Here is a 22,316-nt window from a genome sequence, read left to right as displayed (position 1 = left end):
CCTTTTACGCTCTAATCAATTCTCTCGTATATTTCTAAACTCTTATTAAAATCTTTGATCTGGTTATAATAGATATTCTTATGTGGCGTAGCAGTTGCTTTTGTTATCTCTTTAGATTTTCCCATATAAATATAGTGAATATATTCAAATCTATTTTCTGCATTAATTCCTGGGTGAAATTTTTCCTTTGCCTTCAGTTCATCTAAAGCATTTGCCAAAAATCCCATGGTAGCAAGAGCTGCATCTCTAGGTTTTTCCAGACTGCTCTTGGTTACCCCAAACTTAGATTTTATTTTCTTTGGAACTGTTTTAATTTGAGTAGGACCTCTAGAGTTTCTAGAAGTATCGAGGCCATTTCCCTTTAAAACAGAAACTAAGTATGGTGCGGCCTCTTTTAACCAGTACTTATTTGAATCACCAAACTTGGATTCATTACCTAAGATACCGAATGCTAACTTAGACAATTCATTATATTCGTGATTGGTTAGGCCATACATTGAAATGAGTGTACTCTTTTCTTTATCAATTGTTTCCATAAACTTTAAAGAAGTTTTTGTTTGAAGTTTTTTATTTGTTATTACAGACTTTAACTTTCTTACTTCACCATCTTTTTTAGAAAAGTTGTACGGAATATAATCAGATTTCTTTCCCTTCGTTGTAAAATGAATTTTTCCACCTTTAATTTTGAAGTGATGGTCAGCATTTGAAGGAAGAATATATAATGGAGTCTTAGCATAGCGACTATCGAGCTTTACTCCTTCTAACGGTCTAACATTTCCTCTATCATCTTGAATATAGACGATACCATTTTTGACACTATGAAGAGTGTATGAACCGGCACCACCTGATTGAACTTTATCAGCGAGACTACCTAGTAGGTTTACTTTCTTGGACTCAATTAGAGCACCACTTTTAGCATAAATATTTATGATACCATTTACCTTATCAAGGATAATATAATTATCGTTATCCGCATGCTCATGAAAGGCCATAATCTTCTTGTGATCAGAAAGAATATTTAACTTGTCTTCTAACTTCTTTACTTCTTTTTGATTGACCCAATAAGAGTCATGAATGCGTATATCTGCAATAGAAGTATAATCTAGCTTAGGTGGAATAAGACTTAGAGGAGCTTCTCTTTGATATTCTCTATAGCTAGGCTGATCTAGGAGATTGATTTTGTAGAGTCCTTTTAAGTTAAAGATATCCTCTTTTAAACCTACTATTTCTTGTTGATTAATTTGTGATGTCAGACCTTTTAAAGCACTTGAAAAAAGAAAATTTGTATCATTTTGACTGTAGTAACATGAACCCGCAAATAGGGCGCCGTCAAAACATTCTGAATTGAAGTCTACAAGAAAATTTTGATGTAATTGTTCCATCTCATTATCAATTTCTTCTTTTAGCTTTTCAATTTTTTGGAAGAACTCACTATCAGTTAGACTTCTCTTACCTGCAATGGCACCGGTATATTTATTTAATCTATTAGTGAGATTAATCTTATTAGCGCTAACACTTCCTTTGCCAAATCTATCATGGGCCTGTGCTTGAACACTATTCATAAACCAGACAATAGACGCATCTCGCTCTTCCAGACCAAGTGAAGGATCGATCTCCTTTGCAAGTATAATAAAAGCACTTACATCATCATTATAGAATCTTGTTTTTGTGCTCCAGTGATTTGCAGATCTAAAGTTTTCAAGAACTTTTTTTAAATCTTCTTTATGGCCATACTTCTTATATAGCTCATCTATTTTTTTAAGCTTCGGATCATTGGCATCAATATCCTTAGTAACTTTCTTAATATACTCTTCAAGAGTCGCCCTATTTTCTGAAGCACTTGCCCGGGCAAGCTTGAGCATTGTAAGCTCATATTGCTTTGCCAATATATTGGACTCATCTTTAGCAATGGCGTCTTTAAAGTACGTAATTGCTTCATTTTCACAAAACTCCATTCTCGATTGCTCCATAGCAAAAGTTGAATGAAGACATAGATTTAGTAGAAACAAAGTGTATAAAAAGTTTTTCATTATGAATTCTTCGGAATAACCGAGCCTATACATAAACTATTTAATCCTATTTATATAGATTTCAATTACTTACATCATCAAGCTGACCGTTCGCACAATGACGATTTACTATGAATGTTCTAAAACAGTGCTTCACACTGTAGGAGTTTTGATGAAAAATTTATTTCTTATATTTATTAGTTTATTAACCCTAAGTTCATATGCAAGTGTATGGGATGCCACTAACGAATGGGATGAATCTTTTGAAAATGAATATCAACAGTGGATGACAACTCATGCGGTTAAGGCCGATATGTTTGTTTCTAAAGAGTCAAAGTACTACGGTATAAGTGCTGATTGTGCTGATGCTGCCTATGCTCTGCGAGCAATCTTTGCTAGAGAGAACTCACTTCCATTTGCGATTACTAACCCATCTGGTTCTCGTGATCGTAACAACGCTATTTCAAATAAGACTAACGCTTTTGATAAGTATAACGATCTTGATAGAAGATTCGTTGAGTTTATAAACTATATTGGTGACAGTGTTGGTTCGGAGAATCTATCTAGATTAGATACCTACTCTGTAGCTTTAAATTCAATTAAACCTGCAAGCTTATTTACTTATAAAATTAAAGGACGTTTTGGTAGATCAATTCGTCACGTCTATACGATCAAAGATATTCAATCTAATGGAAATTTTGATCTCATTTATTCAACTCAGGCCATAAAAAAGAGTAAACTACCAATGAATTATAGAAAGGCCAAAGAGTTAGTCGATCTGCCTCATGACGTTTGGGGATTTAAGAGATTTATTTGGCCACAGCACTTGGGAATAAATCCTAGTCGCTATCCTGAGCACTATAACTATAGTACAGAACAATTTAGCTTGGCCTCGTCGATGAACTCTAATGAATTTTTCGAAAGAGTAAAGTCACTTCTAAGAACATCTGAAGAATCTGTTAGTCAAATTATTGAAAGGTCTATTGATAATATTTGCCAAGAAGCGAGTGCAAGAATAGTAAATGTGGCCCAAGGTTATGAATACAATAATCAAATCAATGGACGTTGCATGAATTATACTGAGTACGATACATACTCAACACCAGCAAGAGATAAGGCCTTAAAAGCTTCATATGAACTACTTATTTACAATTTTAATAAGTATGAGAATCAAATTGAAGACCCAGAAGTTGAGCATCTTGCCAGAGCAATTGTCTTTAACCTAGAAAGTTCTGAACTTAACTCCTATTGTCCGCTAGTTGTTTCTAGTTCATATACTTTCAATCTAGGACAAATTTGGAATAAAATTAAAAAGGGAGTTATGTCATCTCACCCGAATGATTCTCTAAGTGCTCGCTGGGGTGAGTCTACTGATCGTACCAAGTGCAAAACCTGGTACTAAAGTAGGCAGTAAAAGAACATCTTTTCAGCTACTTAAGACTATAAGTAGCTGAAATTAATCTCTCCTGCCCTAAACCGCCTTTTTTACTCAAGAAAATACCATTTTTAGACGATAATAGAGTTATGTTACGCTTGATTACGACCTCTATTTTTCTACTTCTTGCACCACTGCAAATCAGTGTTATCGCCAATGAACAACCTGAGACGGACACAGAAGATATAGGTAATTACCAAGTTCATAATGAAGAGGTTGATCAACTCGCAAAACTCTTAGAAATTCCTGAAGTAGCAAAAATTAAAGAAAGCTGTGAATCATCATCTAGAACAGATATTTCTGAATGTATCTGGGAAAAAGTTGAGGCCGATGAGGCCATTAAAAATAAAGTCCAGGCCGAAATGGATGCCACCCTAAATCAGGTTGATGGTATTAATCAGTATGAATCAGTGACACCAATTGCTCTAAAAACAAAACAAACAAAATCACTAAAAGCTCTTGAAGAGTTCTATGCAAAGAAAATAAGTAAAGAGATCTTTGGAGATGATCCAAGTGCTAACGGTAAAGTTAAAATTCTCGATCACTCAAAATTTAATAAAATGTATGAGAATCAAATCACTAAAAATATTCTCTCTGCCGTAAGCTCTTATTGTATAGATGCAGAAAATATAAAGAATTATCCTCTCATTTACAAAGACAAAAAAGAAGTTGAAAAGGTTAGAAAGTATAATCTAGATGCGCTCTCCAATACTCAACTGCAAACAGATGCTGATGGAAATCCACTAACAGAGGCCGAAATACAATCAAAGAGTTGGTCCATCTGTCTAAAGAATCTGCAACATGTTTGTCATGACGAATATAGAGAAATTGATCCCGTCACTAAAAAGGCAACACGAGGGGGTCTTTTAAAGAAAGAACTAGAAAATACAGACAGTAGAATACCTAAAATGCCTAAGTATACGAAAGAGGATATCGAGCACTCGTCCAAACGTGCCTGTGAAGTGACAAATTACTTAAAGGTGGCAAAGCAGAATTTAAAAGCAGCAGGAAAAATAAGTGAAGGATATGAAGCCCTTGCAAAAGATGGATCATATAGTGTTCAAGGAACTGATGCTAAGAAAAATACTATAGTAGAAAAAGTCATTCTTAATAAAGAAAAACTAGAGAATATTACAACGACTTCATCAAATGAGTTTGCCGCTGAGTCAGGATTCTCAAAGGAAGTAAGTGCAGACTTGGCCGAGTTTGAAAAGTGTCTTGTAAAAACTGTTGACCCAGATACTGGAAATGTAAAATATGCCTTCTCTCCAGGAGCACAAGAAACTTGTAAGAAGTACTTAAATACCAATAAAGCGGAAGTTGAAAAGCTTAAAGAAGAACATGCCCTTAGACAAAAGAGTTTAATAAGTAAGGTCAATAAATTAAAAAACAGCAATAATGAAGAGGATATAAAAGAGTTTCTTATTGATCAAGGTCGTAGTGAGGAAGAGATTCAAAAGCAATTGCAAACGACAGATATCGATGCACTAAAAGAACAGATTACTCGAAGATATGAAGCGGAAAAAGAGCAACTCATCGAAAGTCTTAATGACAAGCTAGATGCACAGACTTCTCAAAAAGAAGGTGTCATAAATATTTCAGATCAATCTGGAAATACGGATTTAGAGAAATTAAAGAAAATTCATTCAGAGCTTTCAGCTAAGACAGAGAACTATGCCCAACTCATTCATTACAATAATATTGTAACAGGATTTTTAGAAATTAAAGATAGTGATGGAAAAGTCGTAGGACGAAATACATCTTCTATTCAAAAAGAGCTTGGTGGGAATGCTTTTTCCGAGAAGAATATTCAAGCAATCTCAGTTAAAAATGAGGCGGCCTATACTGGTAAGGCCCAGGCCCTGGATGAATCAATTCAAAAAGCTAATATCAATCTAGAAGGAAGCTCTTCTAGTTCTGAAGAGTCAAGTACAACTATTGGTATCAAGAAAATCAATGATGATATCTTAAACTATGACTTTGATACAAATACTCCATAATCACTTTCTATTGTTGGATTTTAATTCTTTTTAAGCTACAATTTTGACTTTAATACCCTGTAAATAAAAGGATTTATTGTGAACTACTATAGCGATGAAAAAGACTGGCAATGGTTATTTCGTAATGCAATGGACTGGGATAAAATTCTCCCTCTCTACTACCCTAGTTTTCCTACCGAAGATGGCTTTAATAACAAAGAAGAAGTCATAGATTTTCTTGAAGAAATTCTAATTAATACTGGAGCGTGGACGGGAACTTCCGTTACAGATAGAGCTGCCGCATTAGATCGTGATGGAGCAGGTACTGTAGTCGATGGAAGAACAATTCCAGGAGAACACTTGCAAGCACTCTATAAAGAAGCAATAGAGCTTGAAATGATTGGACTTCCATTTCCACAAGAGCTTGGAGGAATGGGTGCACCGACTTCCCTACTATTAATTGTCTTGGCACAACTCTCTAGGGCCTGTTTAGGAAGTTCTACTCAATTGGCCTTCTTTACTTCTATTGGAGAGATGATTCATAGATTCTGTGATCATGATACAGCACATAGACTTGTTCCTAAAATTGCCAGAGGAGAAATTTCAGGTTCGATGTGTTTAACTGAACCAGGATGTGGGTCAGACCTAGGAATGATTAAAACTTCAGCAACACCAACAGAAGATGGAAAGTATCTTTTAAATGGTTCAAAGATATTTATCACTAATGGTGGTGGTGGACTTGGTTTTGTACTTGCAAGAATCAAAGGTGATAAAGAAGGTCTTGAAGGGATTTCAATGTTCTTAGCAGAGCAAGAAATTGAAGGAAAAGAAGGACTCAATTATATCGTAGCTAAGAATGAAGAAAAAATGGGAATGCACGGCTCATTTACTTGTGAAGTTGTTTATGAAAACTCAGAAGCAACTCTTGTAGGAGAGGCCGGACAAGGCTTTAAATATATGCTTCACCTTATGAACGAAGCAAGAATTGCTGTAGGTATGCAGGCCCTTGGAACGATTGAAGGTTCTCTAGGGTATGCAGTTAAATACGCACAAGAAAGAGAACAATTTGGAAAGCCTCTAAGTGAGCTTCCACTAATGAAGAGAAATCTTAGCGACTACACGACTGAGAGAGACGCGATCAGGGCCCTTCTGATGGATACGATTTCTCATTTTGATATTTTCCAAAGATTAGATTACAAGAAAAACACAACAAATGACTTAACTAAAGATGAAGAAGTCCTCTTCCAAGACGCTACTCTTTGGACAAGAAAGAGAACTCCTCTAGTTAAATACTATGCTTGTGAAGCAGCAACTCTACTCTCCCAAAGAGCGATACAAGTTCTTGGAGGATATGGATTTATGCAAGAGTATCCAGTTGAACGCTATCACAGAGATAGCTATGGGCCTCTACTCTACGAAGGAACATCTCAAATTCAAGCTCTAATGGCGTTAAAAGATATAATGAAATACGCTATGAAAGACCCTAAGAGATTCTTTAGTAATGTTCTTTTTAAACACCCTACTGCAGATCTTTTGAATGGTTCAAATGATTGGAGCAAGACTTTTAAATCAACTCACTATAGATTTAAAAAGAAAATGTTAGGTCTTCTAATGAAGTGCCTGCGCCCTGAGATCGGAAAGTTATTTGACCCTAAGTCTTGGGCAAGTGATGAAAATGTATCTGAATTAATGGAACATGCTGAGACTCTTTGTCAGGCACTAAGCTACATGGAAACATTAAGAGTTCTTTGCGAGCATGCTAATAAAGACCAATCTAGAAAAGACTTATTTGATCGTTACGTTGTTTTAATTACGCCTAGGCTTGAGGCAATTTACTCTGATTGGTCAATTAGATAGAATCGAAAATACAGGCCAGAACAATTCTGGCCTGTCATATCTTAGTTTTAATTTTCTTTACATGTCTCAACAGTCTTATTCATTGCAGTAGAAGCACTGTATCTACTAGCGTGTGTTGAGTAGAATCTTCTAATGCAACTCATAGACCCAACCTCTAACTCTCTTGCATTTTCGACTGACTTTCTGATCGCACTTGTTGTCGTATATTGTGAACTATGCTTATCAAAAGCAAATTCAATAATGCGAACTTTCCCTAAAACAGAATCATCACTATACTCGGCCGCTCTAGAAAGAGCTGTAGTTGTTGTATTTGTTGATTTTAATTGATTATAGATAAACTCAAGAACCCTAGTATCAGAAACACTTCTACATAATTCCTTAGATTTTTCAATAGCAGTATTTGAACCATATCTTGCTTGATAGATCGGAAGAACAAAGTCTAAACACTGTCCATAATCACTCCCATCCTGTCCAGATAGAGCTCGCAGCGCTTGAGTTAATTGCATCTGAACTTTCCTTAATTCTTCATTAGAAATTTCACTGTCGATAACATCTATTTCAACTCTTCTTGCTAGTCTCGAGATATTATCTTTTATTTGGCCTCTTGGGTTTGCAAAGGTAACTGATGGCAATAGGAGTGCACATAGCACGATTAATGATTTCATAGATCCTCCTTAGATTTATCTAATTAAGATCTATTTATAACAAAGAGTAAAGGAATGTAAGAATATTATAGAATTGAATCTAGAGTTTGAACAAAGCTTGAATTTCCACCGCTTTCACAATCTTCAACTTCAGTAGCTTTGGTAACAGTTCCCAAATATATTTCTTCTTGAGAAGCATCAATTGCGTCATTCGGATCTTCAGATGTTTTAACCTCAAACGACACAACTTTATAGGAGGTATACCCTGTAAGCTCATTTTTATCATCAAATTCAGGTGCCGCGAACTTTATATCTACTCTGTCTACGTGATCAGCAATTTGTAAGAATTCAGTATAGACTCTTTGAGTTTTTTGATAACTGTAGAAGTTGATAGTATTATTTCCAGACAGTACTGTCTTACAAGATTGTGCAATAAGTCCATGCTGATCTGTCTCTACATCTTTTTTATAATCTAGTGAGCTGAGGCTAGCAAAGATAATTTGAGCAGATAGATTTGAAGCGGAGATAACCGTCTCTAAAGAATTTGAATTAGAAATAGTTGTTCCACACTGCTTCGAAGTAACGCTTAAATTGGCCTTCTTTCCAATTATCGAATTCATATGCCAATAGTTACGCTTAGAGCGAAAAGAATTACAAACTCTATAAGCAATACTTAGAGAATTGGCATCAAGTGTTTTAATCTCAGAAGTAAATGATTGCCCTGTAGCAGCTGGAGCCCTACTTTTTCCCTTATGCTGATCACCACAAGAGGCAAGTACAGTAAGGGTAGAAATGAATAATACTTTATATTTTAAACTCATTACCCTACTTTTCGGTAACAATTCCGAATTAATTAAGTTAAGTATTAAGAATAATAATAAAATTAAGTAATTCTAGAGGTTTCGATACTGAAGTATTGAAAGAACTCCTTAAGTGAAGCAGTATCATGAAAGACTTTGACGGAAAATTGGGTAGTTACAAACTAGTAGAGACCGAAGACTCAAGCTTCACACTCTATAGCTCCTACTTTGATGAAAATTGTCACTCTACTTCTGGAGCTGTTGAAGAAACTGAATATAACTACATCTTAGGATGTGAAATTCTCTCCCAATCAAAAATTGCGAACCCATTCACAATATTTGAAGTAGGTTTAGGCCTAGGACTTGGTCCAAAACTAAGCTACGAAAATTTAGAGAGTCAAAACGTAGAAATTAAATTTATTAGTACCGAAATTGATGAAGGTTTAATTCACTGGGTATCTGATAATATTGATTGTCCTATCTTTAAGAACCTAGAGAAGATAAAACTGAATGATCTTACCTATTACTATTCTAAAAATAATAATTTTGAGTTCTATATTTTACTTGGAGATGCTAGACAGACAACTCCTTTGGCCGCAAAAGAAGGCCTACTAAAAGATGTTCTGTCCATTTTTCAAGATCCATTCTCACACAAGAAAAATCCTACTCTTTGGACTTGTGAATGGTTTTCACTATTAAAGGAAGTTGCTCACGACTCAGTTATCATGGCCACCTACTCAGGACATATCAGTGTCAGAAAATCTATGTTCCACGCTGGTTGGAAGGTTTTTAAAAGAGATGGTTTTGGAGTAAAGAGATCGATGACTATAGCTAAACTTCACGGCCAGATGAATCAGGATATTGAGCGCAATATAACAACGGCACCAGATGAATTATTAAGAGACTAATACCAAGCTAATCAGTTATTTCTCAGTAGATATAAAATCCATTTACCTGTAACATATTAATAAGTTCATAAAGGAGCAAAATGTGTCTCAGGTTATTCTCGTTGAGGAAAACGGAAATTTAAGAGATCTTCTCTCTATTAACCTAAAAACTTATGTTGGAAGCGAAGTCATACCTCGAAATAATGCCTCTGAGGTTATAGATCTACTTAATATACTTCCTAATGTCGACTTAATTATTACTCATGCTTTTACCAAAGAAGAGCAAACAGCAAAAATCATTTTTGATTTCATCGTTGAAAATAATTTAGAAGTTGCTCTTATAGTAAACGGAGAGTTTTCACAAACCCATGATCATCTTGTTGTTATTGACAATGATAAGAACTGGGAAGAAGTGATCTCAACTTCCGCGACTATCTTAGGAGTTACTCCAGAAATTTTAGAAAAAAAAGTTCTGCCGGAGTACATCCCTATTGAGCCTCATTATTTTCTTCCTCTAGATACTAGTTGTTGTGACGTGTTTATACGAATAAAGAAGTCGGCCACAGAACATCAGTATATAAAGAGGATTCATGCTGGAGATGTTTACTCTAATGCACTCATATTAAAATATATCGAACAGGGGCTGAAGTTCTTTTATATTCCTAAGGAGTATCAACAAAATTTTACAAATTATATTTCAGATCATCTTTGTCAAAAGTTAGATGACGAAGCCTATGAAACTTTAGATGAGCAGATTGAATTGATTTCTCAAAGTTATGATATAGCACTCAAAGAAATAAAGAAGCTTGGTTTTAACAGTGCCACGATTCAGCTTACTGACAGTATAGTCAACAGTATGATTTCAGCGACAAAGAAGACGCCAGAAGTAAATAATGTCTTACATAAAATAATCAATTCTAAAAGTGGGTACCTATATCAGCACGGACACATGTGCTCAGTTGTCGCCTGCGAGATTGCAAAGAACCTTGGAATAGTGAAAGAATCAACTTTTCAACAAATTGCCTATGCAAGTTTTTTCAAAGATATCTCTTTTTTAGAAAATGAAGACCTCGCTAAAATTACAACCTTTGAAGAGTTAGAGTTAGCGGGTCTATCAGATGAAGATTGGGACCTCGTTTTCAATCATCCTCTAGATGCAGCCTTACTTATTCGCAAGCACCCAGAGTGTCCACTAGATGTTGATACACTTATTAAGTATCATCACGGTTCTCAAAATGGTAAGGGCTTTTCAACCTTGAATGTTTCCAAGATACCAGAAATAGCGAAAGTCTTCGTCATTGCAGCTGAGTTTGTAAAAGAGCTTATGAGCTTTAAAGAACGTGGGGGAAAACCGGCGCCGATAGTAGAAGAGTTATATAAGAAATACTCTACACCAGATATGCTCCTAATCATTAAGGCATTAGAAAAAACACTCAGAAAGAAGGCCCCTAAAAAGTGATTACACCGTTTAAAGATAAAACAATAACAGATCTATTTAATATTAAATATCCAATTATTCAGGCCGGTATGGTTTACGTATCAGGAGCAAAACTGGCGGCCGCTGCTGCCAATGCTGGATGCTTAGGAATTATTGGAGCAGGGAGTATGCGGCCCGATGTATTAGAGCAACATCTGATAAAACTTAAGAAACTTACCAGTGGCTCCGTTGCCGTAAATATACCTCTTCTCTATAAATATAGTGAAGAGCATATTAGAATTTCGCTGGAACATGGAATAAAGATTTTCTTCACAAGTGCAGGTAGCCCAAAAAAGTATACGAGCTATCTCAAAGAAAGAGGATGTATAGTTGTTCATGTAACCAGCTCACCTGAACTTGCGATCAAATGTGAGCAGGCCGGTGTTGACGCTATTGTTGCCGAAGGATTTGAGGCCGGAGGTCACAATGGAAGGGATGAAATTACGACCATGAGTCTCATCCCCCAAGTAGTTAAAGCAGTAGGAATACCAGTTATTGCGGCCGGTGGAATTTCATCTGGAGCCTCTATTGCAGCATGTATTGCTCTTGGAGCTCATGGTGTTCAAATTGGAACTCGCTTTGTGTGCACCCAAGAATCCTCAGCTCATAAGAATTTTCAAGAAGCAATTATTAACTCTAAAAGTGGCGACACTTTATTGTCTATGAAATCCCTCGTTCCAGTTAGACTTTTAAAGAACTCCTTTTTTGAGAGAGTTCAAGAACTTGAATCTAGTTGTGCTTCTAAATCAGAACTACAAGAGCTTCTTGGAACAGGCAGGGCCAGAAAAGGAATGCTTGAAGGCGATCTCATCGAAGGAGAACTTGAGATAGGACAAGTAAGTGCTCTTATTGAAGACTCTCCCACTGTAGCCGAACTAGTAGATAGACTTATTATTGAATATAAAGAGAGTATTAAAAAATTATGAAGTCCCAGATCTTAAAGAATAATGAGCTCGCTATTAACAAGTGGGGTAACTCCCCTAAATTTTCTAAAGGAAAAGATCTTCTCTTCAAAGACAGAATCAGACTGATTTATGAAACTAAGAGATTTTATATAATCAGAAAAATTGAGAAGTATCTAAGTGAAACCTCCAAAAAGTCTATAAGAGTACTAGATTTTGGAAGTGGTCATGGAGGTCTTTCTATTGATATAAAAAAATACTTTCAAGATAGAATAGAAATGCATGGATACGAAGTAAGTCCAAAGGCCTATGCCATTGCCTGTGATCACGCTAAGGATTATTCTCAAGAAGTTAATTTCCACCTCGATGAGGCCTGTAATATTCGAGAAGTTTTTAATGACTTCAAATTTGATATCATTGTATCGACAGATGTTTTTGGACATGTGCCGGACCTTCCAAATGCTTTTATAGAACTTAACGACATACTCATTCCAGGAGGAGAAGTTCACTCATTCAGTGAAACAACAACTGGAAACTTTCTTTTCATTGCAAACTATCTCGCTAACAGGGGGATTGAATTAGATGAATCAAAAGAAGAGCATATTAGCCTTTATCCTAAAAAAGAACTTGAGTATCTAATGAAGAGCGCGAAGTTTATCAATGTTAGCTCATATGGTTTTGATCCAATAAGATTCCCATTCTACCCTGAAAGATATATCAAACACCTAAAGAAAGTTAATTCCCCTTTTCTACTTCTTGGTTATATTTTTTCAATCTTTAGCTTTGGACCACTGAGAAAACCGACATTAATTATTTTTAATTTCGTTAATTACTTACTGGCGATGACTCTTGGTAGATTAATTAATACGGCAGGCTGCTTTATTAGTGCAAAAAAAAAGGTCGCCTAAGCGACCTTGTAATATCCTAGAAATTACCTTGTTGTAAGGCAGAGATTCTCTTTTCAAGCGGAGGATGTGTGCTAAAAAGAAAAGCAATGGACTTAGGGCTTGAAATTTTGAGTGCAGCAAAATTGTCATTCCCCGCATCTAATTCAGGATCTACTACATCAATTGTTCGTTGAAGACCTTGAAGGGCAGCAACCATTTTATGTCTCCCTGCTAATTGAGCTCCACCAGCGTCAGCTCTAAACTCTCTCCACCTTGAAAACCAAGCAACTAAAGGAGCAGCAGCGATACCAAAAACAATATCAAGTACTATAGTTACACCCATACGAGCGAACATTCCTAAACCACCACGACCGTTTTCATCCCTCATCGCATTATCGATAGCAAAAGCGACAAGACGAGAGAAGAACATAACAAATGCGTTCACGACACCTTGAACTAAGGCCATAGTAATCATATCCCCATTGGCAACGTGAGCAATTTCATGTGCCAAAACACCTTCAACTTCATCTTTATTCATTCTATTTAATAGACCCGTCGATACGGCCACTAAAGAATTATTACGACTTGGTCCTGTTGCAAAAGCATTAATCTCTGGACTTTGATAAACACCTACTTCAGGCATTTTAGTCAATCCAGCTTTCTTAGCTAAATGATGAACTGTAGAAACCAACTCACTAAACTGAGGATTTCCATCAACTATCTCAACCCCCATAGCTCTCTTTGCCATAAATTTCGACATCATTAGTGAAATAAAGGAACCAACAGACCCCCAAATTAAACAAAATATAAGTAGAGACTGGGTATTTAGACCTGAGCTCGTTAGATATGGTTGAACATTGAAAACATTCAATATAATGCTCACCATCGCCATTACAAGAATATTTGTCATAATAAATAACAGTATACGTTTCACTTTAAATTCTCCTTAAAAGTTCTACCTACATTTTGCTGTCAATTTAGGCGATGTCAAGGTTATCTCGACGAGTTTACACAAACTTGACTTTTCATGGCCAAAATCTAAGTTTTCCATAAAGATTTAAGCAAATTAGCCGATAATTATTGGGTAGAATAACCTTTCGCATAAGAAGAAAATGATTCATATCCATAAATCTAAATTTACTGCTAAAGAGCTTGGCTGGCATGCCTTGATCTTTCTTGCCGTCTTCTTCACTGCTCTTGAGGCCCCTTTTAGTCTGACTTATAAGACTAATATCCAAACATGGCAACTCTGGTCAGATGCTATTATTTCTCTCATTTTCATGACCGATGTTGTTTTACAATTCAAAGAAAGGTTTTTTAAAAAATATCCAACCCATGCTAGCAAGAAATCCAATAATACAATTTGGTGGATGATGATTGCGGTCGATCTAATGGCATCTATTCCATACGACGTCATTAGTTACAGCTTTGGCCTTCATGGCTATCATGTCTTTGGATTAATCAGGCTATTACGACTTGTTCGTATCGCAAGACTTTACGCACTGATGAGCAACCTTGCTCTTGTGCCAAACTTTCTAAGAGTAAGTGCACTTTTTTGCGTCTCTATCATGGTTATCCACTGGATTGCGTGTGGGTGGTCAATCATTCACCCAGTAATGGAAAAAGATCTTACAACTCACTATATTAAATCACTGTACTGGGCGATAACTACCTTAACGACCATTGGTTATGGTGATATCACTCCTACGACCAATATAGGACGAATATACACAATGCCAATAATGATCTTAGGTGTTGGTGTTTATGGTTTTGTAATTGCTAATGTTACAAGACTCTTTACTACGGCAGATCGCTATAAAGAAAGATCCAAAGAAAAAATTAATGATGTTGCCAATTATATGAAGTACTACAAAATACCTGAGCGCGTACAAGGTCAGGTATTTGGATATTACAATCATCTTATTAATAAGAGATTTACAGATAATGATACAACAATCATCTCTGATCTTCCTTTGGCACTACAGCAAGAACTGCAAACATATATGAATATGAAACATATTAGAACAGTTCCTGTCTTTAAAAATTGTTCTAATTCCTGTTTAAAAGATGTAGCAGGCGCACTTATACAAAAGTCTTACTCTCCTGGTCAGACAATAATAAGAATTGGAGAAATCGGTAATGAAATGTTCATGATCGGACACGGTAGTGTTGAAGTTATTTTTAAAGATGGAACTGTAGTTGCCACACTCCAAGAAGGTCAAATCTTCGGAGAAGCTGCCCTACTTAGAGAAACTAGTAGAAACGCTGACGTTAGGGCCCAGAACTACTGTGATCTCTACATTCTTAATAAGGAAGATTTTGTTGAAATTATTAAAAAACACCCTGATCTTCTAGAAAATATGCAGGCCGTCACATCAAGACGTGCTACTGACCGTAGAAAAGCCGCTTAACAAACCTTTTTTTTCTAACAATCTCATTACTCACAGGTTAAAATATCTCCTAAATCGAGGAGATATTAATGTTAGATAAAACCATTGCCTCAGAAGTTATAGATTACGCTCTTATGCTTGGAGCTGACTTCTGTGAAATTTTTGTTGAAAAACATAACTCAAAAAATTTAAGTATTCTAAATTCATCTGTCCATGAGATAAAATCAGGAATTGATTTTGGGATTGGAATTAGACTAATCTATGGAACAAAAGTTCTCTATGGCTACACAAATATTGCTCATAAAGATGAGCTTCTTCGAATCACTAGAGCACTTGCAGCTCAAGATAAAAGAGATGCCCTAATCACAGCAACTCCCCTTAATTTTATGAAGGTCGTAGAAAAGCACCAGGCCCTTCAAGGCTTAAGTAATACTGCTGTTCAAACGGAAGAAAAAATTCAATACCTTCTCAAAATTGATAAGGCCGCTAGAGCTCAATCTGAACAAATTTCACAGGTAAGTGCAGGACTATTACAAAGACTTCAGAATATTGAAATTTTTAACTCAGAAGGCCTTCATGTAACTGACGAGAGAAATTACTCCCGAGTTATGGCCAATGCAATTGCAACTAATGGTACAGAACAAAGTACAGGATACGATGCTCCTGGTGCTTTAAGTGGGTGGGAGTTTACAAACTCAATTAATCCAACACAACTAGGAGAAGCAGTTTCAAAGCAGGCCCTAGTAAAGCTAACCGCCGATGATTGTCCTGCTGGAAAAATGCCTGTTGTAATAGACAATGGATTTGGTGGGGTTATCTTCCACGAGGCCTGTGGTCACTCCCTTGAGACGACTTCTGTACAAAAGAAAGCATCAGTCTTTTGGGACAAAATGGGTGAACAAATCGCTCATAGTGCCGTCAGTGCTGTAGACGATGGAACGATTAATAATTATTGGGGTTCAATCAATATTGACGATGAAGGTATGCCTACTCAAAAAACGCAACTTATAAAAGACGGAAAGCTAACGAGCTTTCTAGTTGATAAGGTTGGTGCAATGAGAACTGGTTACGAGAGAACTGGTTCAGGTAGAAGGCAAAGTTACAAGTATGCGCCAGCTTCACGTATGAGAAATACATATATTGAAGCGGGTAACTACTCATTGGATGAAATTATTCAAACAATTGATAATGGAATCTACTGCAAGAAAATGGGTGGAGGTTCAGTAACTCCGGCCACAGGAGAGTTTAACTTCTCGGCCCAAGAAAGCTACATCATAAAGAACGGAAAAATTGATAGACCTCTTAAAGGAGCGACTCTTATTGGAACAGGAGCGGGAGTACTTCAGAAGATCAGTATGGTCGGAAAGAACTTAGAAATGGCCGCAGGAATGTGTGGTTCAGTTTCTGGTTCAATTCCAACATCAGTTGGACAACCAGCGGTAAAAGTAGATGAAATTCTTGTAGGAGGAAAAGCGTAATGGAAATGAGTCAATTAGAAAATATCATAGAAGTTGCTCTTAAATCTGGTGCAGATCAGGCAGATATTGTCGTTGATTCGGGAGAGTCTCTACAAGTTAAAGCAGAGGATCAGAAGATTTCTTCATATGAGGTATCCAGTACAAATATTGTAGGACTTAGAGTGATCAAAGATGGAAAAGTTGGTAGTTCATACTGCGAAACAACTGATCCAGAAACAATCCAAATCCTTGTGGATCAAGCTTTAGAGAATGCAAAATACTCTAAGGTAGAAGAACTAGAAAAAATTGAAGTGCTAAGAAGTGAAACACTTGATGGTACAAAGAGTTTTAATTATGACGAATCTAGGGCCAGGCCAGAAGAGTTAATTGAAATTGCACTTAAGCTAGAGTCTGAGCTAATGAAAAAAGATAAGTCACTTAAAACTCCTCCTTATAATGGAGTTGGAGAATATATTGACGAGCGTTTGTATCTAAATCATCTCGGCACAAAGTGTGTAGAAAGAAGTAAGGCCTACTCTTGCTATACTACTGCCCTAGTCGATACTGGTGATAAGCAAAGTATGCATGTTCAATCATCTGTTGTTAGAAAGTTCGACCAAATTGATTACCAAAGTTGTATTGAAAACTCATATTTACACGCGAATGGACTCCTCCTAGGAGAGCCGATAAAAACAGGTAAGTATGATATTGTCTTCTCACCGGACAAACTGGCACAATTCTTTAGCGTGTTTGGCGCTGTTTTTTCTGCCAAGGCAGCAATTAATGGAATGAATCCATTTAAGGATAAGTTGAGCACACAAGTGGCCACTCCTATGCTATCAATCACAGATGCTCCACTTTTAGAAAAAGGTTTTTCGTATTCCATATTTGATGGTGAAGGAAATATAATGAGCGATACTGAACTCATCAAAAATGGTGAATTGAAGAATTTCTATCATAATTCGTACACGGCCAAAAAGCTTGGACACGACAATAATTTCAACGCCACAAGAGGACCTAAGTCAACTCTAGGCGTTGGCGGAACTAATAAGATGATCGCCTCTGTAGAAAAAGATGATTCAAGCTTCGAAAAAGGTCGCTACTTTGAAATTATCTCAGATCAGGGAATGTACTCCGGTGCTGACTATATCAGCGGAAACTTTTCATTTGCTGCTAGTGGCTACCTAGTTGAAGATGGAGTCAGAATATCTCCTGTTAAAGGTGTCACTGTCTCTGGAAACTTCTATGAGGCCCTAAAAGAGATATCAAATATAGGCTCAGAGGTTCATGCCAACACAAGTGCTACGTTCTTCTCTCCAAAGATTCGCTTTAAAGGGCTTACAGTAGCTGGTAATTAACTCTTGAAGCTAAATGAATATGGCCTTATCATTTATCTATGAAATTAAATGATAAGGGCTTTTCATTAGTTCAGATACTCATCACTTCGGGAATGTTAGGTGCGGCGGCCGTCGTTGGCATCAATATGATGAACAATCAACAGAAGGTTGCGGAAAGTACGAACCAAAAGTATGAGATTGCTTATATCTATGAAGAGATCTGGAAAGTTCTTCAAAACCCTCTAACTTGCCAAACAACATTTAAAGACAAATCCATCGATCAATGGAACCAGGATGGAATAAATAGTATTGCCGTCCCTTATAAAGACGGAAAGTTTTATAGATCACTCAATATCTATAAGACCTATGACACTGGTTTTAATTTCTATGGAATAGGCAATCTAAAAATTGCGAAATACGAATTAATAGAGGCAACTTCTGTGCTTGAGCCAATGATGAATCTGGTTATAACTTTTGATAGAGGCAAAAATACTATTGGTGCCCAAGAAATAAAGAAAATAGTTCCGATAAGCTTCATCAACTTTGAAGGTAAGATTGAATCTTGTAATGCTGTAGCTATTAAAGATATTGACGATGAAAATGAGGATCAACAAGAGCTTCCACTCGAAAATGTTTCTCTCGACTCGCCAGCGATAATTGGTAGAGATACGACCCCGGCCTCTAGCTTAGATATTTATGGAAATATAAGTATAACAACTCCTATTTTGGAAGAATGTACTCAAGAACAAGCTTCTCAAATTCGTTTTAACGAGATCAATAGCACTTATGAGTTTTGTACTGGAACTCCACCTTGGAGAGTATGGGGCAAAGATAAGATTAGCTGGAATAACTACACAAAGAGAGTTGTTAACACAGGACAAGAGCAAATTATTGGAGAATTCAAATACTGTGCTTTAACAGAAATTCAAAATGCTAAGGTTGATGCCTGTGCCATTAAGAATACTCCCTCTAATTTTGAAGAGCCTTCTCAGTGGGTATTGGCAAAATCTATGAATTCTTCCGGGAGCTGTGTTTTCTCATGTTACGAATAAATAACAAAGGGTTATCAAGTTTTTCACTCATAGTTGGTGTTATGTTCCTTGCATTGGTTGTTGCCATTGTCATGAGAACAGTAAAAAAACAAAATGATAATTTAAAAAATATTCTTGCTGAAACAGAGATCATAGATTTTACCAATAATTTAAAGAAACAACTATCAGCTCCATTAAACTGCACTGAAACATTTTCAGGGGTATCGCTAAATGATGGAACAGTGGAAAAGATGATCTTTTTTGAACAAGACGATTTCTTAGAAAAGTTTGAAATCCATCCCCTTTCAGGAAAAACAGTTGGCGGACAAAAACTAAAAGTTTTAGAGTATAGAATAACAACTCAGGCAACTGAACAAGATCAAGACACCACAGGCCTGGGTCTCGCAACTCTCGTAATAAAGATAGATAAGAATACAGATCCAAAAGTTAAAAATATTACTTATCACAACATTAGACTCTACGTTACTTCAGAAGATAACACGATTATTAGTTGCGCTTTTGGCGGTCTACCGCAAACGAATAATTTAATTGTTGCCAAAGATAACTACACCTTCATTGATACAGCTTCAATCGGTGTAAACACGCAAGAAACAAAGGCCGTGGTTAATATAAAAGGAACAATGTCTATCGGAAATTCAAATACCAACTGTAATGATTCAACTAAAGGTATGATTCAATTTAATTCTCAGATGAGACAATTCGAAACTTGTTTGACTCCTCCAAACTGGGAGAAAATTCACCAATGATTATTAACAACCAAAAGGGCTCTCTCATACTACAATCACTTATAGCGATGGCCATTTTCGGAGGTGTCATAGCCTCAATTTTAAGATTATTGCAAATGCAAGACAATCTTTCAGTGAAGACTACCGAGGAGTTTGAGACGGTTTATTTTATTAACGAAGTACGAAATGTACTTTCTAACCCAGACGCTTGCAAGGCCACCTTCGCAGGCAAGACAGCAAGAAGTGATAGAACGACAAGAAAGATTCTACAACATTTAACAGAAAAGAATGGAAGCGAATACACATTCCCTATTTTTGAAAAAGAACAATTCTTCAAAGAAACCAAGAACTACTCTTTAAAAATAAAGGATATATATCTTCTTCAACATGATGACGAGGTGAGAGTTGCTGCTGGTTCAACCGGGCTTCATTTTAATATTGAATTCATTAATAATCGTAATAATAGAGTAAAGATTATCGAAAGAAAGATTAAGTTATTTGTTGCAATTGATGAGAATGAGAAGATAACTTCATGCTACTCACTAAGAGGGCTTGGACTTGGCAAGAAGATCACACAAGAAGAATCACAGTGGATTAGAAAGTCTGATCAAAGTGGACACTTCATTCAAAATAATAAACTATTAATTGGAGTCCAAAAAGCAAAAGCCGAACTAACCATTGCAGGAGGTTTCAAACTTATAGATGATAACTCTCCATGTACCTTAGAAAAGAACCATTCTGTAAAATACAACTCTAAAAGTAATCGCTTCGAAAAATGTTCAGGCGCAAGTAGAAAGTGGATTGATATTGATAAAAATTCACTAAATATATCTCGTTATAAAGTTCTAAGAGTTGCCCTCCCCCTTAAGATTGCGAATTCTCACGCAAAATATAAAACGTGTAGGCTTCGTACAAGAGACTCTGTTCTAGGTCAATGTAAACTTACCAGGTCGGAAGATGGCCATTGGTCTTTGACCCAAGAAATTCCTGGGTCAAAGTATGGGACTTGTGAAGCTATTTGTAATAATTAATTACTTAACTTTTTTAAGGGCTTCATCAATCATTGCTTTTTGAGTGGCAGCGTCCTTCCATCTTTCTTGAGCATCTGGTGATAACTTATGAATCGGGTCGAAATAAGTAAAGAACTCTCCAGGTTTAACATGTGGAGCTTTCCACACAGAGATACCATTTTCTTCATCGTAATATTCATATGAGGCAACATGTCTTTTTCCACCACCGCCAGGAAGATCACAAACAAAAGTAGGAGTGTTAAATCCTGCAGTTGTTCCTCTTACGGCCTTCTCTAGTTCTACACCTTCTCTAAGCGTTGTTCTAAAGTGTTCACATCCAGGAACCATATCGTGTAAGTAAACATAGTATGGCTGCACATTCATAAAGCCGACTTGTCTAGTTAAGAGTACCATCTCATCAACATGATTATTTACACCACTCTGTAGAACGGCTTGATTTCTTACTATTATGCCAGATTGAAAAATTCTATCCATGGCCATCTGAGACCATTTTGTAATCTCTCTTGGAGAAGAAAAGTGAGTATGGATCACGACTTGCTTACCAAATGCTTTTCCAAGCTTATGAATTTCTTTAACTGCACCAAACCAATCATCATCAGTTAGAATTTTTTGAGGGAAAATAGCAATCCCTTTAGTCGCCAAACGAATTCTACGAATGTGAGGTATCTTCAAGAGATTCTGTCCAATATATAAGATCTGCTTAGGAGTAAGCATATAAGCATCACCACCAGATATAACAATATCTTCAATCATCGGTTTTGTTTGAAGGTAAGCGAATACATCATCCCATTTCTTTTGGTTTGCACCGTAAGTTTCTTTTTCAATAGATTCAGTAGATCCTCCAATAATTCTCGATCTAGTACAGTACGAACAGTAAACTGGACAGATTGTTGTAGGTAGAAAGAGAGCTTTATCTGGATATCTATGCGTAAGCATAGGCACTGGACTATCCTCATCCTCTGAAAGAGAATCAGACTTATAATAAGGATGGTCTTTTATAAACTGACTTCCCATTGGTAAGAATTGCTTTCTAAGCGGATCATTTAAAGGATCACTCCAGTCTATTAATGCAAAAATATACGGAGTTATTCTAATATTCATCGGCGTGATTTTTTGTCCCGCAAGAATATCTTGATAATGTTCTTTTGCTAATTTCGGCCCAAGGATTTTTTCGACCTGTTCAACTTTACGAATAGAGTTTTTCATCTGCCACTTATGGTCTGCAAACTCACCTCTTGTTACTGAACTCCATCCCGGAATCTCTTTCCAGAAGTCATCATTTCTAAAGTTACGATGTTCTAACTCTCTAATCTTGGAGTGATCAATTACGCTCATAAACGCCCTTTTGCTAATATTTTTATGGTCATTATCCTTAAATCTAACATACTGTAAATACTTAAAACCTTGTGCAATAAGTCCTTACATACAAAGAATTCAACTAAACCTA

Annotated in this window: 18 protein-coding genes; 13 read left to right on the top strand and 5 right to left on the bottom strand. The window is 36.4% G+C overall.

All coding sequences use genetic code 11. The features are described from left to right. Positions 1–11: 11 nt before the first annotated feature. Positions 12–2,030 carry a hypothetical protein gene (locus DPQ89_RS06725; protein ID WP_127716155.1) on the bottom strand — a complete coding sequence of 673 codons (2,019 nt, stop codon included), beginning with the start codon at positions 2,028–2,030 and terminating at the stop codon, positions 12–14. Between the two features lie 151 nt (positions 2,031–2,181). On the opposite strand from DPQ89_RS06725, the gene DPQ89_RS06720 reads away from it, so the two are divergent. From DPQ89_RS06720 to DPQ89_RS06710, 3 genes are all read left to right on the top strand, one after another. After that, positions 2,182–3,411 (top strand): hypothetical protein, encoded by a 1,230-nt coding sequence (locus DPQ89_RS06720; protein WP_127716154.1) that lies wholly within the window; start codon positions 2,182–2,184, stop codon positions 3,409–3,411. A gap of 122 nt (positions 3,412–3,533) precedes the next feature. Next, positions 3,534–5,444 (top strand): hypothetical protein, encoded by a 1,911-nt coding sequence (locus DPQ89_RS06715; protein WP_127716153.1) that lies wholly within the window; start codon positions 3,534–3,536, stop codon positions 5,442–5,444. 78 nt (positions 5,445–5,522) lie between these two features. Beyond that, positions 5,523–7,280, top strand: coding sequence for an acyl-CoA dehydrogenase family protein (locus tag DPQ89_RS06710; protein ID WP_127716152.1), 1,758 nt, complete (start codon positions 5,523–5,525; stop codon positions 7,278–7,280). Between the two features lie 47 nt (positions 7,281–7,327). Here the strand turns inward: DPQ89_RS06710 and DPQ89_RS06705 are convergent, their stop codons facing one another. Then, positions 7,328–7,945, bottom strand: coding sequence for a hypothetical protein (locus tag DPQ89_RS06705; protein ID WP_127716151.1), 618 nt, complete (start codon positions 7,943–7,945; stop codon positions 7,328–7,330). A 65-nt stretch (positions 7,946–8,010) separates the two neighbouring features. Next, positions 8,011–8,745: a hypothetical protein gene (locus DPQ89_RS06700; protein WP_127716150.1), complete on the bottom strand. Its 735-nt coding sequence runs from the start codon at positions 8,743–8,745 to the stop codon at positions 8,011–8,013. 125 nt (positions 8,746–8,870) lie between these two features. Here DPQ89_RS06700 and DPQ89_RS06695 point away from each other — a divergent pair, with 125 nt between their 5' ends. From DPQ89_RS06695 to DPQ89_RS06680, 4 genes are all read left to right on the top strand, one after another. Further along, positions 8,871–9,632: an MnmC family methyltransferase gene (locus DPQ89_RS06695; protein ID WP_127716149.1), complete on the top strand. Its 762-nt coding sequence runs from the start codon at positions 8,871–8,873 to the stop codon at positions 9,630–9,632. An 82-nt stretch (positions 9,633–9,714) separates the two neighbouring features. After that, a complete protein-coding gene (locus DPQ89_RS06690; RefSeq protein WP_127716148.1) occupies positions 9,715–11,070 on the top strand; it encodes a hypothetical protein in 1,356 nt (451 codons plus the stop codon). Continuing rightward, complete coding sequence (locus tag DPQ89_RS06685) at positions 11,067–12,014, top strand: nitronate monooxygenase family protein (protein ID WP_127716147.1); 948 nt, start codon at positions 11,067–11,069, stop codon at positions 12,012–12,014. Before DPQ89_RS06690 ends, DPQ89_RS06685 begins: the two co-directional genes overlap by 4 nt. Further along, complete coding sequence (locus DPQ89_RS06680) at positions 12,011–12,898, top strand: class I SAM-dependent methyltransferase (RefSeq protein ID WP_127716146.1); 888 nt, start codon at positions 12,011–12,013, stop codon at positions 12,896–12,898. The genes DPQ89_RS06685 and DPQ89_RS06680 overlap by 4 nt, the downstream gene beginning before the upstream one ends. Before the next feature lie 16 nt (positions 12,899–12,914). On the opposite strand, the gene htpX is transcribed toward DPQ89_RS06680, so the two are convergent. Beyond that, the gene (gene htpX / locus DPQ89_RS06675) at positions 12,915–13,811 is read right to left on the bottom strand and encodes a protease HtpX (protein ID WP_127716145.1); all 897 of its coding nucleotides are present in this window, start codon (positions 13,809–13,811) and stop codon (positions 12,915–12,917) included. Positions 13,812–13,989: 178 nt separating this feature from the next. On the opposite strand from htpX, the gene DPQ89_RS06670 reads away from it, so the two are divergent. The 6 genes from DPQ89_RS06670 (at position 13,990) to DPQ89_RS06645 (ending at position 20,869) form a co-directional block, all read left to right on the top strand. Then, positions 13,990–15,288: a cyclic nucleotide-binding domain-containing protein gene (locus DPQ89_RS06670; RefSeq protein WP_127716144.1), complete on the top strand. Its 1,299-nt coding sequence runs from the start codon at positions 13,990–13,992 to the stop codon at positions 15,286–15,288. 68 nt (positions 15,289–15,356) lie between these two features. Beyond that, positions 15,357–16,745 (top strand): TldD/PmbA family protein, encoded by a 1,389-nt coding sequence (locus DPQ89_RS06665; protein ID WP_127716143.1) that lies wholly within the window; start codon positions 15,357–15,359, stop codon positions 16,743–16,745. Continuing rightward, positions 16,745–18,082, top strand: a complete 1,338-nt coding sequence (locus tag DPQ89_RS06660; RefSeq protein WP_127716142.1) for a TldD/PmbA family protein — start codon at positions 16,745–16,747, stop codon at positions 18,080–18,082. The genes DPQ89_RS06665 and DPQ89_RS06660 overlap by 1 nt, the downstream gene beginning before the upstream one ends. A gap of 38 nt (positions 18,083–18,120) precedes the next feature. Beyond that, positions 18,121–19,113 carry a hypothetical protein gene (locus DPQ89_RS06655; protein ID WP_127716141.1) on the top strand — a complete coding sequence of 331 codons (993 nt, stop codon included), beginning with the start codon at positions 18,121–18,123 and terminating at the stop codon, positions 19,111–19,113. Beyond that, complete coding sequence (locus DPQ89_RS06650) at positions 19,101–19,859, top strand: hypothetical protein (RefSeq protein WP_127716140.1); 759 nt, start codon at positions 19,101–19,103, stop codon at positions 19,857–19,859. Before DPQ89_RS06655 ends, DPQ89_RS06650 begins: the two co-directional genes overlap by 13 nt. Continuing rightward, positions 19,856–20,869 (top strand): hypothetical protein, encoded by a 1,014-nt coding sequence (locus DPQ89_RS06645; RefSeq protein ID WP_127716139.1) that lies wholly within the window; start codon positions 19,856–19,858, stop codon positions 20,867–20,869. Before DPQ89_RS06650 ends, DPQ89_RS06645 begins: the two co-directional genes overlap by 4 nt. Here DPQ89_RS06645 and DPQ89_RS06640 read toward each other — a convergent pair whose 3' ends face one another. Further along, on the bottom strand, positions 20,870–22,204 hold the full coding sequence (locus tag DPQ89_RS06640; protein WP_127716138.1) for a KamA family radical SAM protein: 1,335 nt from the start codon (positions 22,202–22,204) through the stop codon (positions 20,870–20,872). Between the last annotated feature and the right edge of the window lie 112 nt (positions 22,205–22,316).

This window comes from Halobacteriovorax sp. HLS, assembly GCF_004006665.1.
Classification (GTDB): domain Bacteria; phylum Bdellovibrionota; class Bacteriovoracia; order Bacteriovoracales; family Bacteriovoracaceae; genus Halobacteriovorax.
The sequence above is the reverse complement of the archived record's forward strand: the minus strand, read 5'-3'. Positions and strand labels throughout refer to the sequence as shown.

Excerpts from the sequence above, each read along its gene's own strand:
- DPQ89_RS06670 (WP_127716144.1), top strand. The coding sequence starts at position 13,990 with ATGATTCATATCCATAAATCTAAATTTACTGCTAAAGAGCTTGGCTGG.
- DPQ89_RS06660 (WP_127716142.1), top strand. The coding sequence starts at position 16,745 with ATGGAAATGAGTCAATTAGAAAATATCATAGAAGTTGCTCTTAAATCT.
- DPQ89_RS06715 (WP_127716153.1), top strand. The coding sequence starts at position 3,534 with ATGTTACGCTTGATTACGACCTCTATTTTTCTACTTCTTGCACCACTG.
- DPQ89_RS06655 (WP_127716141.1), top strand. The coding sequence starts at position 18,121 with ATGAAATTAAATGATAAGGGCTTTTCATTAGTTCAGATACTCATCACT.
- DPQ89_RS06680 (WP_127716146.1), top strand. The coding sequence starts at position 12,011 with ATGAAGTCCCAGATCTTAAAGAATAATGAGCTCGCTATTAACAAGTGG.
- DPQ89_RS06640 (WP_127716138.1), bottom strand. The coding sequence starts at position 22,204 with ATGAGCGTAATTGATCACTCCAAGATTAGAGAGTTAGAACATCGTAAC.
- DPQ89_RS06725 (WP_127716155.1), bottom strand. The coding sequence starts at position 2,030 with ATGAAAAACTTTTTATACACTTTGTTTCTACTAAATCTATGTCTTCAT.
- DPQ89_RS06705 (WP_127716151.1), bottom strand. The coding sequence starts at position 7,945 with ATGAAATCATTAATCGTGCTATGTGCACTCCTATTGCCATCAGTTACC.
- DPQ89_RS06700 (WP_127716150.1), bottom strand. The coding sequence starts at position 8,745 with ATGAGTTTAAAATATAAAGTATTATTCATTTCTACCCTTACTGTACTT.
- DPQ89_RS06650 (WP_127716140.1), top strand. The coding sequence starts at position 19,101 with ATGTTACGAATAAATAACAAAGGGTTATCAAGTTTTTCACTCATAGTT.
- DPQ89_RS06645 (WP_127716139.1), top strand. The coding sequence starts at position 19,856 with ATGATTATTAACAACCAAAAGGGCTCTCTCATACTACAATCACTTATA.
- DPQ89_RS06720 (WP_127716154.1), top strand. The coding sequence starts at position 2,182 with ATGAAAAATTTATTTCTTATATTTATTAGTTTATTAACCCTAAGTTCA.
- DPQ89_RS06665 (WP_127716143.1), top strand. The coding sequence starts at position 15,357 with ATGTTAGATAAAACCATTGCCTCAGAAGTTATAGATTACGCTCTTATG.
- DPQ89_RS06695 (WP_127716149.1), top strand. The coding sequence starts at position 8,871 with ATGAAAGACTTTGACGGAAAATTGGGTAGTTACAAACTAGTAGAGACC.